The organism is Citrobacter enshiensis, from assembly GCF_029338175.1.
Lineage (GTDB): Bacteria > Pseudomonadota > Gammaproteobacteria > Enterobacterales > Enterobacteriaceae > Citrobacter_D > Citrobacter_D enshiensis.
Map to the genome: position 1 here is coordinate 2,004,150 of NZ_CP119862.1, position 16,761 is coordinate 2,020,910.

The 16,761-nt window shown below is 50.9% G+C and carries 6 protein-coding genes and 13 pseudogenes; 14 read left to right on the plus strand and 5 right to left on the minus strand.

Annotated features, from left to right (window positions below; translation table 11 throughout):
- Positions 1-30 precede the first annotated feature (30 nt).
- Positions 31-1,233, minus strand: coding sequence for a tyrosine transporter TyrP (gene tyrP / locus P2W74_RS09730; RefSeq protein ID WP_276294813.1), 1,203 nt, complete (start codon positions 1,231-1,233; stop codon positions 31-33).
- 229 nt (positions 1,234-1,462) lie between these two features.
- On the opposite strand from tyrP, the gene P2W74_RS09735 reads away from it, so the two are divergent.
- Positions 1,463-1,702 (plus strand): YecH family metal-binding protein, encoded by a 240-nt coding sequence (locus P2W74_RS09735; protein WP_276294814.1) that lies wholly within the window; start codon positions 1,463-1,465, stop codon positions 1,700-1,702.
- Between the two features lie 46 nt (positions 1,703-1,748).
- Here the strand turns inward: P2W74_RS09735 and ftnA are convergent.
- Positions 1,749-2,248: pseudogene (gene ftnA / locus P2W74_RS09740) on the minus strand (non-heme ferritin).
- 223 nt (positions 2,249-2,471) lie between these two features.
- A pseudogene (locus tag P2W74_RS09745) lies at positions 2,472-2,783 on the minus strand (YecR-like family lipoprotein); the annotation flags it as partial.
- A gap of 269 nt (positions 2,784-3,052) precedes the next feature.
- Between P2W74_RS09745 and P2W74_RS09750 the strand changes: the two are divergent.
- The 3 genes and pseudogenes from P2W74_RS09750 to P2W74_RS09760 all read left to right on the plus strand — a co-directional run bounded on the left by P2W74_RS09750 (position 3,053) and on the right by P2W74_RS09760 (position 4,519).
- Positions 3,053-3,692 (plus strand): annotated as a pseudogene (locus P2W74_RS09750) (RpiB/LacA/LacB family sugar-phosphate isomerase).
- Between the two features lie 401 nt (positions 3,693-4,093).
- Positions 4,094-4,177 carry a stress response protein AzuC gene (gene azuC / locus P2W74_RS09755; RefSeq protein ID WP_004136622.1) on the plus strand — a complete coding sequence of 28 codons (84 nt, stop codon included), beginning with the start codon at positions 4,094-4,096 and terminating at the stop codon, positions 4,175-4,177.
- 114 nt (positions 4,178-4,291) lie between these two features.
- Positions 4,292-4,519 (plus strand): annotated as a pseudogene (locus P2W74_RS09760) (DUF2766 family protein).
- A gap of 205 nt (positions 4,520-4,724) precedes the next feature.
- Here the strand turns inward: P2W74_RS09760 and P2W74_RS09765 are convergent.
- Positions 4,725-5,229: pseudogene (locus P2W74_RS09765) on the minus strand (non-heme ferritin-like protein).
- A 565-nt stretch (positions 5,230-5,794) separates the two neighbouring features.
- On the opposite strand from P2W74_RS09765, the pseudogene P2W74_RS09770 reads away from it, so the two are divergent.
- The 6 genes and pseudogenes from P2W74_RS09770 to otsA all read left to right on the plus strand — a co-directional run bounded on the left by P2W74_RS09770 (position 5,795) and on the right by otsA (position 12,641).
- Positions 5,795-6,353: pseudogene (locus P2W74_RS09770) on the plus strand (DJ-1/PfpI family protein).
- Positions 6,354-6,672: 319 nt separating this feature from the next.
- Positions 6,673-7,668 (plus strand): annotated as a pseudogene (locus P2W74_RS09775) (arabinose ABC transporter substrate-binding protein).
- Between the two features lie 81 nt (positions 7,669-7,749).
- Positions 7,750-9,273 (plus strand): annotated as a pseudogene (gene araG / locus P2W74_RS09780) (L-arabinose ABC transporter ATP-binding protein AraG).
- Between the two features lie 14 nt (positions 9,274-9,287).
- A pseudogene (araH, locus tag P2W74_RS09785) lies at positions 9,288-10,279 on the plus strand (L-arabinose ABC transporter permease AraH).
- A gap of 164 nt (positions 10,280-10,443) precedes the next feature.
- The gene (gene otsB, locus P2W74_RS09790) at positions 10,444-11,247 is read left to right on the plus strand and encodes a trehalose-phosphatase (RefSeq protein WP_276294815.1); all 804 of its coding nucleotides are present in this window, start codon (positions 10,444-10,446) and stop codon (positions 11,245-11,247) included.
- Positions 11,222-12,641, plus strand: a pseudogene (gene otsA / locus P2W74_RS09795) (alpha,alpha-trehalose-phosphate synthase). The gene otsB and the pseudogene otsA overlap by 26 nt, the downstream one beginning before the upstream one ends.
- A 17-nt stretch (positions 12,642-12,658) precedes the next feature.
- Here otsA and uspC read toward each other — a convergent pair.
- Positions 12,659-13,088, minus strand: a pseudogene (gene uspC, locus P2W74_RS09800) (universal stress protein UspC).
- A gap of 792 nt (positions 13,089-13,880) precedes the next feature.
- Here uspC and flhD point away from each other — a divergent pair.
- The 4 genes and pseudogenes from flhD (at position 13,881) to motB (ending at position 16,761) form a co-directional block, all read left to right on the plus strand.
- Positions 13,881-14,233 (plus strand): annotated as a pseudogene (gene flhD / locus P2W74_RS09805) (flagellar transcriptional regulator FlhD).
- A 2-nt stretch (positions 14,234-14,235) separates the two neighbouring features.
- Positions 14,236-14,814: a flagellar transcriptional regulator FlhC gene (flhC, locus tag P2W74_RS09810; RefSeq protein WP_276295161.1), complete on the plus strand. Its 579-nt coding sequence runs from the start codon at positions 14,236-14,238 to the stop codon at positions 14,812-14,814.
- 124 nt (positions 14,815-14,938) lie between these two features.
- Positions 14,939-15,790: pseudogene (motA, locus tag P2W74_RS09815) on the plus strand (flagellar motor stator protein MotA).
- 62 nt (positions 15,791-15,852) lie between these two features.
- The gene (motB, locus tag P2W74_RS09820) at positions 15,853-16,761 is read left to right on the plus strand and encodes a flagellar motor protein MotB (protein WP_276295162.1); all 909 of its coding nucleotides are present in this window, start codon (positions 15,853-15,855) and stop codon (positions 16,759-16,761) included.

Consider the following 16,761-nt stretch of genomic DNA (forward strand, 5'->3'; position numbering starts at 1 on the left):
TTAAGCGCCATCTTCTGCATTCAACCTGGTTCAGGGCAGCAGTCCCGCCGCGATAGAGAACTGAACCCCGATCACCACAATCCCGCAAAGAAACACCAGACCTAACGCCACTGAGCCTCCCTTCACGCGGTATCCCGCCTGAGGATTATGCTTTCGGCTTTGCCATGTCAGCAAAGAAGGGATCAGCAACGCCAGTACCGCCAGCGCTACACCGGCATAACCCAGCGCCATGACAAATCCGCGCGGATAGAAGAGGGCAAACGCCAGCGGCGGCAAAAAGGTAATCGCGCCAGTTTGCAGGCGTCCGCCAGCGGTATTGCGACGCTGGAACAGATCCGCCAGGTAATCAAATAATCCCAGCGCAACGCCGAGGAACGAGGTCGCCAGTGCCAGATCGGCGAACAGGTGTACCGCCAGCTCAACGTGAGGTGAGGCAACCACTTCCCTTAATGCCTGAAGCAGACCGTTTAATCCGGCGTGATCGGCCAGCAGCCCCATAAATGTTGAGGAGTCGATACTACCGAGGGTCGCGAGCTGCCAGAAGATATAGGCGATCAGCGGGATTGCGCTGCCGGTGATAAACACCCAGCGCAATTTGCGAATATTGCCGTCCATATAGCTGACAATGCTGGGCACGCTACCGTGAAAACCAAACGAGGTAAAAATCACCGGAATGGCGGACCATGCCAGCCCTTGTTGCAGCGGCAGGGTGAGAAGATTGACTTTGTGGATATGCGGCATCAGCAGCGCCAGCATCACCACCAGGAAGATAATTTTGGCGCTGAACAGAAAACGGTTGAACAGATCGACAAGCGACGTTCCAACGCAGACCACGCCACCGGCAACAAAGGTGAACAGCAGTACGCCAGCGGCTGGCGACATTTCTGTGCCAGTCCAGTCGTTGATACTGGAGGCGAGCAACTCACCGGCGCCGCTAATGTAGGCCGCTGTCAGGGCATACATTAAAAACATCATGCTAAACCCGGTCACCCACTGACCGTAGCGTCCCAGATACCGTTTTGCCAGCGTACCCAGCCCCGTATCTGCCGGAACATGTTGATACACTTCGAGAAGTAACAGCGCGGTGTAACACATCAGCGCCCACAGCCCAATCAATAACGCCAGCGTGACGCTGAAACCCACACCCGCTGCCGCCAGCGGCATGGCCAGCATACCTGCACCGATTGTGGTTCCCGCCACGATAAAAACACTTCCCAGAGTTCTATTCTTCACGCTTTCCTCTGTCCCAGAGATAATCAATAGTGGTATCTGCGGCGCAGGGTAAGGCATTACGCGATTTTCGTCAAATCGGCGTTACAATGAGTGTGAAGTTTTATTTACATTTTTTTATGGGTGTGGGAGGACCCGCATCATGCCAGTGGCCAAAGGATGTAAACCTGCGTTAGCGCAAAGCAGAATACCCCGCTTCATTTTAGGCTAGGCGCTTTATTGAGGAGGATGTATGGATTCGATTCACGGCCACGACGTGCTTAACATGATGATTGCATCAGGCGAGCAATACACACATGCCAGTCTTGAGGCGGCGATCGTTAAGCGGTTTGGCGCGCAGGCGCGTTTTCACACCTGTTCAGCAGCAGAGATGACGGCGGCTGAACTGGTGGCATTTCTGGCGGCGAAGGGGAAATTTATTGCGAAGGATGACGGTTTTACGACGCACGAAAGCAAAATCTGCCGTCATTAAAAGAGTCCGGTGAAGTGGGCAGAAAACCCGCTTCACCGGAGCGAAATTAATTCTGCGTATCCAGGGTCGACAGTTCTTTGTCGATGAAGTAAAGACCTTCACCGCTTTTACCTGCCAGCGTCAACTTATCAATGACCGATTTAAATAACTTCTCTTCTTCATGCTGTTCAGCCACGTACCACGGCAGGAAGTTAAAGGTCGGATAATCCTGGTTGGTCATCGCCGCGTGAGCCAGTTCGTTAATTTTCTGGGTGATCAATTGCTCGTGTTCGTACGTAACACGGAACAGTTCATCCAGTGATGTATATTCAGCTGAAAGGAGAAGCGACGGTATTAATCCGCGGCAGACTACCGGTATCGGTCAGATAATCGAACAGGACGCTGCATATGCGTCATCTCTTCCTGAGCGTGACGGCGCAGGAACGCGGCAGCACCTTCAAAGCTGTTATAGCTGCACCACGCACTCATTTGCTGATAGAGCAGAGACGAATATAACTCGAGGTTCATCTGTTCATTCAGTTTTTCGATCATTTCTGTTTTCAGCATTGTTCTGCTCCACACATGTTAATGATATGTCGATGTGGCGCCACTATAATTTGTTATTTAATTATTTGCAAAAGGTAAAATAATAAAATCAATTATTAAAAATGCGAATGGGAATAAAACGCATTAACGCTATTAAATTAAAAATACAGAAATGTCGGCATAATAAAAGGCCAGTTATTAATAAACTGACCTGGATGTTCAATAATAGGTTGGCGGTTGTAGAGGGGATCGCCATGCCCTGGCACTGATACGATAAGGTTATTTTCGTATTCAGGCACAGAGAGCCCGCATAAACACTGCAGGTGGAGACTGGCTGGCCGAATCCGACGGCGTTAGCGTAGCCCATTTGCTGGCATTCACGCGTGGCGGTCCCTTTCGCGACATAGTCGTCAGTGCGTGCCGTTTGCAGCATCGCCTGATTCCAGGTGAGGCGAACAATCCCACTGGTGGCGTTGACTTCGCTGACGTTTGCTTGTCGGGTGATGGTGCATCCCGCCAGCATTAACAGCGAGAGGGCAAGAAAAAGGCTCTTCATGATATCGCTCTGAAAGTTCGGTGATACGCTATCCTATCTGATACCCCCTCCGTCCAATGGCTTGAATAGCCTGAGGATCACCCGTGTTTAATGGCAACGAGCGGGGGAATGAACAAAAAATGCCCCACAGGCAGGAAAAGCGTGAGCCTGTTTTTGTCTTTTAAAACCACCTTTCATTAAATTTGAAAATACGTTCATTGCGTAGTAATGTGGCGTCAATTTCAAAGACTCACGTCGGGGTTTATCGCGACGCATCCGGGAGACACAGTATGAAAATTGCACTGATGATGGAAAACAGCCAGGCAAGCAAAAATGCCATCATTCATAACGAACTCAAGGCCGTCGCGGATGAGAAGGGATTTCCCGTCTTTAACGTGGGCATGAGCGATGAGAATGACCATCATCTGACTTATATTCATCTTGGCATTATGGCCAGTATTCTGCTCAATGCTAAAGCGGTTGATTTTGTCGTGACCGGTTGCGGCACGGGTCAGGGGGCGCTGATGTCCCTGAACATCCATCCGGGCGTTATTTGCGGATACTGTATCGATCCGGCTGATGCGTTTCTGTTTGCCCAGATCAACAACGGCAATGCGCTTTCTCTGCCTTTCGCGAAAGGTTTTGGCTGGGGTGCCGAGCTGAATGTGCGTTTCATCTTTGAAAAAGCGTTCACGGGCCGTAAAGGGGAAGGCTACCCGCCGGAGCGTAAAGAGCCGCAGGTTCGCAACGCAGGCATTCTGAACCAGGTGAAAGCGGCCGTGGTAAAAGAGAACTATCTGGATACCTTGCGTGCTATCGATCCTGAGCTGGTGAAAACCGCTGTGTCGGGTCCGCGTTTCCAGCAGTGTCTTTTCGAAAACGGCCAGGACAAAGGCAATCGAAGCGTTCGTGCGTGAAATCCTGGCGTAAGATAGTGTGATGGCATAGGGATCGGATAGCGCAACGCGTTTATCCGGTCTGCAAGATGCTACATGTCGGCCCGGCCAGCGTTGAGCGACCGGGCGACAGTAATGTGTTTTTGTTCGATTCCGTACTTCCTCTATTGCGGGCTAACGTCTGCGTAACAAGCATCCTGCGAGATCCCAGCCCCTGTCGCCAATCATCGGTTGTTATCAAAAAAAATTATAAAAATTTACCAAAACCTGCAATGAAATAACCTTCTGATTTCTAGACTAAAAACATAAAAATCGAAAGGATTTACACATTTTCATGTGTGATCTACGTCACATAAATATTGATTTTTGTGACGGATGTCATATTATATTGCTCGTAGACAATAAACCTGAACAACAATCAAACGGAGCAATGCTATGAAACTGCGCAAAATTCTGAAAAGCATGTTCGAAAATTATTGCAAAACATTCAAAGATGTACCGCCAGGCGGTATGTTCTGATAAAAAAACCTGCTACGGCAGGTTTTTTTATACCTGTATTTCTGCTGCGTTTACGCTGCTATCGTTTCTGCTCCTGAATAGGTACTATGGCGGACCTTCTATAAGGAGCTCACTATGTCCCAAACACTGAACGCCGATCAGGAACTGGTCTCTGACGTTGTTGCCTGCCAACTGGTTCTCAAACAAATTCTGGACGTTCTCGACGTGATCGCCCCCGTCGAAGTTCGCGAGAAAATGAGGCCACCCAACTGAAAAACATCGGATTTTTCAAGCCATCCTGCCGCAGCCGATCCCGTGACGAGGCGCGCTATCCAGAAAGCTATCGCCTTGAGTCGGAGCTGAAATTCACGCCGCAGGGCGAAGCACACTAAATAAATCAATGTGTTAGATTGCTGAAGAATGTTTATTACGCCTCCTGAATCAGGGGGCGTAATCGTTTCTGAATCATTGGGGGAGTCGGTGTGATGCCTACGGTTGCCCGGCCTGCGGTAGAGGTTCTTACAGGCCAGACGGGAGATTATGACGTTATTCCGACGCTATACCGCCATTAATGGTGCTGGTGGTTGACGACATTGAGTAAGTGCTTGTCTGTTTGCGCCATGCACAAACCCGCACGTCGGGCGCTTCGAACCTCATCGAGGATCGTTTGCAATAACACGCCATCATGGCTGCTGTTCTTTTTTCAGGTCGTGGAGAAAATCAAGCGTGAGGGCGTCATTCAACGCTTTTGCTTCGCGGGTTAAACTCGACAAGGTGCTGGAACGTTGCTGATAATCGTCGAGTGTTTTCTGAAATAACTCTTCAAGTGACGTTAACTCATTGCCGGGAATATCAATCGCTTTAACGATGGGGTTAGCGCCTGCGCTCTTCATAAAATTAAACATGCGCATCATTTGGGTGATGTTACTTTGCGCCTGGGTGCGCAGAAACATCGCAGTGCCCGTCAAACTGTTTTCCGCACACCACTCGCTGAGGCGAAGGTAAAGATTGGATGCGTTAAACTCAAGATTCATCTGAGCGTTGAGTTTGTGAACCATTCCAGCTGCAGCCATGTCAATATCCTTATTTCCAGAAAAGGGAATGTGCGTAACCAGCATCAGCGCAAAAGGCCGCTGCCAAACTTAACATCTACGCACAAGTGAAACTGTTAGCAGAATAAATCCGTTCTGCCGGTCCTTTATGTGATCACGCAGTCAATTCCGTTGATGATCGAAATAAGCATACCGCCTGCATGGATATAAGAAAATCCTTATAGTGAAATGTTTAAAGTTTTTTACATATTTTTCTTAAAAATTGGTTGTGAAGCAGAAATTTTAGAAATTATGCATCATCGACGCAACGCCATGATTTTACACTGGTTAAAGTGGATGTTATTTTTTGAAACGTTATTTCATGTCACAAAATGGAATAGTTCCAGAGGGTACTATTGGTTCAATGATAATTATCCATTATGGCTGTTTCGGGAATTGTTAGATGAAGCTGTACTGGCTGCTCTCACACCAGGGCTGAAGTTTGCGCCAGACCATTTTTAGAAACGTGAAAACGTAAAGCCAATGACCCTTTCGTCATCGACTGTTTGAACTGCACGGATACACGGATACAAGAGAGGAGTAGTGAATGAAAAAGGTAGCTGTTCTGTTGGCCCCTGGATTTGAAGAGGCAGAGGCCATTGTTACCATCGATATTTTGCGTTCGACTGCATATCGAAGTTGAAACATTAGCCTGTGCGGAGTCTCGCGCCGTGGTGAGTTACCACAACATTCCTGTGGTGGCGGACAGTACGCTGACGGAACGACTGGACACGCTTTTTGACGCAGTGGTGTTGCCTGGCGGCCCCCTGGGCAGCGTGAATCTGGCCGCCAGTGCTGAAGTGATCGATTTTGTTTCCCGTCATGACGCGGCAGGCAAATTTGTTTGCCCGGTCTGCTCTGCGGCGGCCCGTGTTCTCGGGGGGAATGGCTTGCTGAAGGGACGTCGCTACGTCTGTTCCGGTGAGTTGTGGGAGAATGTAACCGATGGCGAATACGTGGATGCGCCGGTTGTTGAAGATGGCAATCTGATCAGCGGTAAAGGGTTAGGCCACATATTTGATTTTGCATTGACGCTCAGCACCCGTTTGCTTGGCGACGACGTTGCGGTTCGCGATCATGCGGACCATATTTACTATCGAGGGTAGATAAAACGTTCCCGAATACACCCGTATTCGGGAACAAGGATTCGCTGGCTGACCTTATGGACTAATCTGCTACATCTCTTTTTATTTGTCTGACAAATTCCCATTTTCTTATGTCATTTCCGCCTGAATTTATGCACGCAATTACTGTAATTCTGTGATGTGATGCCGCTCTCCTATGGAGAATCAATTTCCCGCTAAAACTTATTCCAGCACTGGCATTAATCGTCGATATAAATGGTAATGCCTTGTTTTTCGTCTGAATTACAAAAACTCGTTCGTTTTTACCCTACATAAAAGAACGCTAAAGCTGGAGTTAACCATGCACAAATTCACTAAAGCGCTGGCGGCCATTGGCCTGGCTGCCGTTATGTCACAATCCGCTATCGCAGAAACCATGAAGCTCGGTTTTCTGGTGAAACAGCCAGAAGAACCCTGGTTCCAGACGGAGTGGAAATTTGCTGATAAAGCCGGAAAAGATTTGGGCCTTTGAAGTGATCAAAATTGCCGTCCCTGATGGCGAGAAGACCCTGAATGCCATCGACAGCCTGGCCGCCAGCGGTGCGAAAGGGTTTGTCATTTGTACACCGGATCCGAAACTCGGCTCGGCCATCGTCGCCAAGGCGCGCGGTTACGACATGAAAGTCATCGCGGTGGATGACCAGTTTGTTAACGCCAAAGGCAAGCCGATGGATACCGTTCCTCTGGTCATGATGGCGGCGACCAAAATTGGCGAACGTCAGGGGGAAGAGCTGTACAAAGAGATGCAAAAACGCGGCTGGGATGTGAAAGAGACCGCGGTAATGGGCGATCACGGCGAATGAGACTGGATACCGCGCGCCCGTCGTACCGGTGGGCTCAAATGGACGCGCTGAAAGCCGTTGGCTTCCCGGAAAAACAGATCTACCAGGTGCCGACGAAATCCAATGACATCCCCGGTGCATTTGATGCCGCGAACTCCATGCTGGTTCAGCATCCGGAAGTGAAACACTGGCTGATTGTCGGTATGAACGACAACACCGTACTGGGCGGCGTGCGCGCAACGGAAGGCCAGGGCTTTAAGGCCGCCGATGTGATCGGTATCGGTATCAACGGCGTGGACGCAGTCAGTGAACTGTCGAAGGCGCAAGCGACCGGTTTCTACGGTTCGTTGCTGCCAGACCCGGACGTACATGGTTATAAATCCAGCGAAATGCTCTACAACTGGGTGACCAAAGGCGCGGAACCGCCAACATTCACCGAAGTGACTGACGTGGTGTTGATCACGCGTGACAACTTCAAGGAAGAACTGGCCAAAAAAGGGTTAGGCGGTAAGTAATCGGCAGTAGAAAACACGCTCTGTCGCTGCGGCGGCAGAGGGTTTGATTAACGACTAACGACCCAGATTCACGGAGACGTTATGCAACAGTCTACCCCGTATCTCTCATTTCGCGGCATTGGGAAAAACCTTTCCTGGCGTCAAAGCGCTAACGGATATCAAGTTTTGACTGTTATGCCGGTCAGGTGCATGCGCTGATGGTGGAGAATGGCGCCGGGAAATCAACACTCTTAAAAATTCTCAGCGGTAATTACGCGCCTACCACGGGTTCTTTGGCGATTCTCGGGCAGGAGGTCACGTTTGCTGACACCACTGCCGCATTGAACGCCGGTGTCGCTATTATTTATCAGGAATTACATCTCGTGCCGGAAATGACCGTCGCGGAGAATATCTATCTTGGTCAGTTGCCGCATAAAGGCGGAATTGTAAACCGATCGCTGTGCTTAATTATGAGGCCGGGTTGCAGCTAAAACATCTGGGTATGGACATTGATCCTGACACCCCGCTGAAATATCTCTCGATCGGGCAGTGGCAGATGGTGGAGATCGCCAAAGCGCTGGCGCGTAATGCCAAAATTATCGCCTTTGATGAACCGACCAGTTCACTCTCAGCCAGAGAGATTGAGAACTTATTCCGCGTCATTCGTGAACTGCGTAAAGAAGGCCGCATCATTTTGTACGTTTCGCACCGTATGGAAGAAATTTTCGCGCTGAGCGACGCCATTACCAGTGTTCAAAGATGGCCGCTACGTCAAAACATTTGCCGACATGCAGCAGGTGAACCACGATGCGTTAGTGCAGGCGATGGTAGGGCGCGATCTCACGGCGATATTTACGGTTGGGAATCCAGGCCCTATGGTGCAGAGCGTCTGCGTCTGCATGAGGTGAAAGCGCCAGGTGTAAGAACACCGATCAGTTTGTCGGTGAGCCAGTCGGCGAAATTGTCGGGCTGTTTGGCCTGGTTGGCGCCGGACGCAGTGAGCTGATGAAAGGGTTGTTCGGCGGCACGCGTATCACCGGAGGTCAGGTGTATATCGATGAAAAACCAATTGATATCCGCAAGCCTGCCAATGCCATTGCGGCGGGCATGATGCTCTGCCCGGAAGACCGTAAAGCTGAGGGGATCATCCCGGTGCATTCTGTACGCGACAATATCAACATCAGCGCGCGTCGTAAGCACGTCCGGGGCGGGTGCCTTATCAATAACCGTTGGGAAGAGACTAACGCCGACCACCATATTCACTCACTTAACATTAAAACACCGGGCGCGGAGCAACTGATCATGAACCTCTCCGGGGGGAATCAGCAGAAGGCAATCCTGGGGCGCTGGCTGTCGGAAGAGATGAAAGTCATTTTGCTTGATGAGCCAACACGCGGCATTGATGTGGGCGCAAAACACGAAATCTATAACGTTATCTACGCCCTGGCGGCGCGGGGCGTTGCTGTGCTGTTTGCCTCCAGTGATTTGCCGGAGGTTCTGGGCGTCGCCGACCGTATTGTGGTGATGAGGGAAGGGGAGATCGCCGGTGAATTGATTCACGAACAGGCGGATGAACGGCAGGCTCTGAGCCTTGCTATGCCAAAAGTCAGCCAGGCAATCGCCTGAGTAAGGAGAGTATGATGTCTTCTGTAACTACATCGGGATCTGGCGCACCTAAGTCGCCGTTTAATATTGGGCGCATTTGGGATCAGTACGGAATGTTGGTTGTGTTCGCGGTACTGTTCCTGGCCTGCGCTATTTTTGTGCCGAACTTTGCCACCTTTATTAATATGAAGGGGCTGGGGCTGGCTATCTCCATGTCAGGCATGGTGGCCTGCGGGATGTTGTTCTGTCTGGCATCCGGCGATTTCGACCTCTCTGTCGCCTCCGTCATTGCCTGCGCCGGGGTGACGACCGCTGTGGTCATCAACATGACCGAAAGCCTGTGGATCGGCGTGGCGGCAGGACTGCTGCTCGGCGTGCTGTGTGGTCTGGTGAACGGTTTCGTGATTGCCCGCTTAAAGATCAACGCCCTGATCACCCACCGCTTGCCACGATGCAGATTGTGCGCGGGCCTGGCGTATATCATCTCTGACGGGGAAAGCGGTCTGGTATGAAGACCGAGCGTTCTTTACCCTCGGCTATGCGAACTGGTTCGGGCTGCCTGCGCCGATTTGGTTAACGGTCGCCTGCCTGGTCATCTTTGGTCTGCTGCTGAATAAAACCACCTTTGGTCGTAATACGCTGGCGATTGGCGGGAATGAGGAAGCGGCGCGCCTGGCCGGGGTTCCGGTCGTTCGCACCAAAATCATCATCTTTGTGCTCTCGGGGTTGGTTTCTGCCGCAGCTGGGATCATTCTGGCATCGCGTATGACCAGCGGTCAGCCGATGACCTCGATTGGTTATGAGCTGATTGTGATTTCTGCCTGTGTACTTGGGGGCGTATCCCCTCAAAGGGCGGAATCGGAAAAATCTCCTATGTGGTGGCCGGGGTGTTGATTCTGGGGACAGTGGAAAACGCCATGAACCTGCTGAATATTTCTCCTTCGCGCAGTACGTAGTTCGTGGTTTGATCCTGCTGGCCGCGGTGATCTTCGACCGTTACAAACAAAAAGCGAAACGTACCGTGTAACGTTTTTATCAGCCAACCTTTTAGTATAGTTCCTCCTGATCGCCAGCCCCTGGTACGGCTGGCGATTGTCTTTCAAAATGGCGAGCATTGTCACACTGTCTATACTTACATGCTAATGAGGGCGCTTTTCGCCCCCCAAAAACCATGATAAGGAGGAGAGCAGGGTGACAGACTTGTTAACCGTATCCCCTGAATTATCTGCAAACCATGCCTGGTTTTTTGACCTTGATGGAACCCTGGCTGAGATAAAGCCGCATCCCGATCAGGTGGAGATCCCGGACGCCGTTCTCCAGTTGCTGCACCGCCTTGCAATGCAGAATGGAGGGGCACTGGCATTGATTTCAGGGCGCTCAATGGTCGAACTTGACGCGCTGACAACCCCTTTTCGTTTTCCGCTTGCCGGAGTACACGGGGCCGAGCGCCGTGATATCAATGGTCAAACCCATATAGTGACGCTTCCGCAGACGTTAAAACGTGACGTCTACAGCCAGTTATCGGCAGCGCTGGAAAACCTGCCAGGCGCTGAACTGGAAAGCAAAAACATGGCTTTCGCTCTGCATTACCGGCAGGCGCCGCAGCATGAAGCGACGTTACTGATGCTGGCGAAACGCATTACCGCCCGCTGGCCGCAGTTAGCGTTGCAACCGGGTAAATGTGTGCTGGAGATTAAACCCCGGGGGACTGACAAAGGTGAAGCTATTGCCGCATTTATGCAGGAAGCACCCTTTGCAGGCCGTATTCCCCTGTTTGTCGGTGACGATCTTACCGATGAAGCGGGTTTTGCGGCGGTGAATCGGGCGGGCGGCATGTCGATAAAAGTAGGCTGCGGGGAGACGCTGGCCACCTGGCGTTTAGCCAACGTGCCTGACGTCTGGCGTTGGCTAAAACAGATCCATTATCCACAACAAAAACAAAAATCAGCGAGTGACAGGAGAGATGGCTATGAGTCGTTTAGTCGTAGTATCTAATCGAATTGCTCCCCCCGATAATAAAGGTAGCGCTGGTGGGTTGGCAGTTGGTGTACTGGGTGCTCTGAAAGCCACGGGAGGGCTGTGGTTCGGCTGGAGTGGAGAAACGGGGGACGAAGATAAGCCGTTAAAAAAAGTGACGCGCGGGAATATAACCTGGGCGTCTTTTAATCTGAGCGAGCAGGATTACGAAGAGTATTACTGTCAGTTTTCTAACGCTGTATTGTGGCCAGCATTTCATTACCGGCTGGATTTAGTGCAGTTTCAGCGCAATGCCTGGGAGGGATATCTGCGGGTCCAATGCGTTGCTGGCGGACAAACTGCTGCCTCTGTTGCACGAAGACGACATGATCTGGGTCCACGACTATCACTTGTTGCCGTTTGCCAGCGAATTGCGCCAGCGCGGCGTGAATAACCGTATTGGCTTTTTTCTGCATATTCCGTTCCCGACGCCTGAAATTTTTAACGCCTTGCCGCCCCACGATTCGCTGCTGGAGCAGATGTGTGATTTCGATTTACTCGGATTCCAGACTGAAAACGACCGGCTGGCTTTCCTGGACTGTCTGGCGAGTCAGACCAGAGTCACCACACGCAGTCGGCGTCATACGGCGTGGGGAAAAGCATTTTGTACTGAAGTGTATCCGATTGGCATTGCGCCGGAGGAGATCGCTCAGCAGGCGAAAGGCGCGCTGCCGCCAAAACTGGCGCAGTTAAAGGCGGAATTGAAGAGTGTGCAGAACATTTTTTCTGTCGAGCGACTGGACTATTCCAAAGGGTTGCCCGAGCGTTTTCAGGCTTATGAGGCGCTGCTGGAGCATTACCCCCAGCATCACGGCAACATTCGCTATACGCAAATTGCGCCGACTTCACGCGGGGATGTACAGGCATATCAGGATATTCGCCACCAGCTGGAGACGGAAGCAGGGCGGATCAACAGCAAATACGGTCAACTGGGCTGGACGCCGCTCTACTATCTGAATCAGCATTTTGATCGCAAGCTGCTGATGAAAGTATTTCGTTACTCTGATGTGGGGCTGGTGACGCCACTACGGGATGGCATGAATCTGGTGGCGAAGGAATATGTCGCCGCACAGGACCCCGCCAACCCCGGCGTACTGGTGCTTTCACAGTTTGCCGGAGCCGCAAACGAATTGACATCGGCATTAATCGTTAATCCGTATGATCGGGACGAGGTCGCCGCCGCGCTGGATCGGGCATTAACCATGCCGCTTGCCGAACGTATTTCGCGCCATGCGGAAATGCTGGCAGTGATAATCAAAAATGATATCCATAACTGGCAGGAACGCTTTATTCACGACCTGAAGGAAGTTGCGCCGCGTAGCGCCGAAAGCCAGCAGAGGAACAACGTCGCGACCTTTCCCAAACTGGCCTGACATTCGCTCAGCGGCGCTTATTCTTTCGCCAGCGGAACCAACAAAACATCTACCTGGCTGGCGCTGACCACACTTTTCGCAGAGCAGGAGCTCGCGAAAAGAGAACTGTGGTTATGATTCCCGTAAAATGACCAAATCCACCGCATGTTTTCGGCACACATCCAGAATATGTTCGTTGAGCTCCCCATAAGTAATAAAGGTTTGCTCAATGGGATAACCCGCGTCACGACTGAGTGTATTAAGAAAGTCCTGTGTCTCCTCACGCATCACCTCGCGTAAATCCTCCAGCATCGGCGCAGCGAACTGGTTATAGATCTCAGGGTCGGAGGCGAGAGTAATCAGACTAATGCGGGCATTGACAGGGCGCGCAATGGAAACGGCTTTGGCTAAAAGTTGGCGGCTTTCTGGCGTAACGGCAACGGCGACAAGAATATGGGTGTAGCTCATAACTCGCTCCTTAATTGCAAGAATATGAGGTGGTAGTTCAGCTTTACTCTGTTTAAACCAATACTGCAACGCTTAGATAGGGCAATTGTGTGAGGGTTATCATAATTATTCATTAGATATTCTTATGGTTGAAATCGTGACAAAAATCACCAGGAAGACATTATTGTACGATTTAAATTAAATTTTGTGGGTATGAAAATGAAATGTTAATTGCAATGTAACAAAAATTAACATATAACCTATGGTAACTATGGGGTATTAATTAACGCGTCTTAATTTTTAAGTTATTGTTTTAGTGGAATTAAGTGTTTTTTCCCAAAAAGCACTATACCCAATAATTTTATATTTTCATAAAGTGATATTCACTTATTGAAACAAATGGCTTGTGTCTATTTCTTGAGCGCCTGGTCGGATCTCTGGAATACAAAGAATGCTCAATTGGCTATTAAACACACAAAATAAAAGCTTAACTGATGGGTTTATGTTAAGTATTTGAGCAATATTGTGACGTAGATCACATATTTTTCAAATTCGCAGCCCCGCTCCGTTGTATGTGTCGGTGGTGGCGAGTAGAGTTGCGTCGAATTAGGAAAAATCTTAGGTATTTGTAAGAATTGATTAAAACGTGTAAATGGCGAGTGTTCCCTGGAGGGAGTGCTTTCCAGTGCGCGTTTGTACCTGAACACTGCTATGTATTTGACCTTTTTGATTTTTTTACCGGGGATTCCCGGCAACATCACGGGGTGCGGTTTTACCGCATAAAAATAAAATGGGTTATTCTGGATGGGAACAATGCACACATCCGAGTTGCTGAAACATATCTATGACATCAATTTGTCATATTTACTTCTTGCACAGCGTCTGATCGTACAGGACAAAGCATCCGCGATGTTCCGCCTGGGCATCAGTGAAGAGATGGCGAACACGCTGGGGGACTTTTAACGCTTCCGCAAATGGTCAAGTTGGCCGAAACAAATCAGTTAGTGTGTCATTTCCGCTTTGACAGCAGCCAGACGATCACGCGTCTGACGCAGGATTCGCGTGTCGACGATCTTCAGCAAATTCATACCGGCATCATGCTGTCAACGCGTCTGCTCAACGACGTGAATCTGGCTGACGATGCGGCGCGTAAGAAAAGGGCCTGATGATGAGCGAAAAAAGCATTGTTCAGGAAGCGCGCGATATCCAGTTGGCCATGGAATTGATCACCCTGGGCGCCCGTTTGCAAATGCTGGAAAGCGAAACGCAGTTAAGCCGTGGTCGTCTCATCAGGCTGTACAAAGAATTACGCGGTAGTCCTCCGCCAAAAGGGATGCTTCCGTTTTCCACCGACTGGTTTATGACATGGGAGCAGAACATTCATGCTTCCATGTTCTGTAACGCCTGGCAGTTCTTACTCAAAACAGGACTCTGCAGCGGCGTAGATGCGGTGATCAAAGCGTATCGACTTTACCTGGAACAGTGCCCGCAACCGGAAGAAGGGCCGCTGCTCGCGCTAACCCGTGCCTGGACACTCGTACGTTTTGTTGAAAGTGGTTTGCTCGAAATGTCGAGCTGTAACTGCTGTGGCGGCAATTTTATTACCCACGCACATCAGCCGCTGGGCAGCTTTGCCTGCAGTTTATGCCAGCCTCCTTCCCGCGCCGTAAAAAGACGTAAACTTTCCCGTGATGCTGCCGATATTATTCCACAACTGCTGGATGAACAGGTCGAACAGGCTGTTTAACCGATACGGTGTGGACAAACACTCCAGCAGCGGTAAGTGATTACCGCTGCTTTTTTTTGCCTCGCGTACGTGTTAACGCCCCGACTGCGCATCCTGCCATAGTCAACAGCGGAAGGATGATGTCGTGCTTATCTTATTAGGTTACCTGGTGGTTATCGGTACAGTTTTCGGCGGTTATGTGATGACCGGCGGACACCTTGGGGCACTCTATCAACCAGCTGAACTGGTCATCATCGGTGGCGCGGGTATAGGGGCGTTTATTGTCGGTAATAACGGCAAAGCCATCAAAGGGACGATGAAAGCGATCCCGTTACTGTTTCGTCGTTCCAAATACACGAAAGCAATGTATATGGATTTGCTGGCGCTGCTCTATCGCCTGATGGCCAAGTCGCGGCCAGCAGGGGATGTTCTCGCTGGAGCGGGACATTGAAAATCCAGGGGAAAGTGAAATTTTCGCCAGCTATCCGCGCATTCTTGCCGACGCGGTGATGCTTGATTTTATTGTCGATTATTTGCGTCTGATCATCAGCGGCAACATGAATACCTTCGAAATTGAAGCGTTGATGGATGAAGAAATTGAGACGCACGAAAGCGAATCAGAAGTCCCGGCCAACAGCCTGGCGTTGGTTGGCGACTCGTTACCGGCGTTTGGCATCGTGGCGGCGGTGATGGGGGTGGTGCATGCACTGGCCTCGGCTGACCGTCCGGCCGCCGAACTCGGCGCATTGATTGCGCACGCCATGGTGGGAACATTCCTCGGGATCTTACTGGCTTATGGTTTTATTTCACCGCTGGCCAGTGTCCTGCGCCAGAAAAGTGCGGAAACCAGCAAAATGATGCAGTGCGTGAAGGGTCACTCTGCTCTCGAACCTGAACGGTTATGCGCCGCCGATAGCCGTCGAATTTGGCCGCAAGACGCTCTATTCCAGCGAACGTCCTTCCTTTATTGAGCTGTGAAGAGCATGTGCGTGCGTGAGAAACCCGAAACCAGCAGCAGACGACGGACCCGAGGAAGCATGAAGGAATCAGGCCCATCCCATCATCGTCGTAAAACGACGAAAGCATAAAGGACACGGCGGTGGGGCGCATGGCTCATGGAAAATTGCCTATGCCGACTTTATGACCGCAATGATGGCGTTTTTTCTGGTCATGTGGCTGATTTCCATCTCCAGCCCGAAAGAGTTGATCCAGATTGCCGAATACTTTCGCACCCCGCTGGCAACGGCAGTGACGGGGGGCAACCGCATATCGAACAGTCAAAGCGCCATTCCTGGCGGCGGCGACGACTACACCCAGCATCAGGGGGAAGTCAACAAGCAGCCGAACATTGATGAGCTGAAAAAGCGCATGGAGCAAAGCCGTCTGAGCAAGCTGCGCGGCGATCTCGATCAGCTGATTGAATCTGACCCCAAACTGCGCGCGTTACGCCCGCATTTGAAGATTGATCTGGTTCAGGAAGGGCTGCGCATTCAGATTATCGACAGCCAGAATCGCCCGATGTTTAAAACCGGTAGTGCCGACGTTGAGCCGTATATGCGCGATATTCTGCGCGCCATCGCGCCCGTGCTTAACGGTATTCCGAATCGCGTCAGTCTTTCCGGGCATACCGATGACTTCCCTTATGCCAACGGTGAGAAAGGCTACAGCAACTGGGAATTGTCTGCTGATCGCGCCAATGCTTCGCGTCGGGAGTTGGTCAGCGGCGGTCTGGATGATGGAAAAGTGTTACGGGTGGTCGGCATGGCTGCCACGATGCGTCTGAGCGATCGCGGTCCCGATGACGCCATCAACCGCCGTATCAGCCTGTTAGTTCTCAATAAACAGGCAGAAGAGGCCATTTTGCATGAAAACGCTGAAAGCCAGAATGAGCCAGTAAGTGTCTTACGACAGCCAGCGGCAGTGCCGTCGGCAAGCGTTCCCACATCGCCACCAGCCAATCCGAGGTGA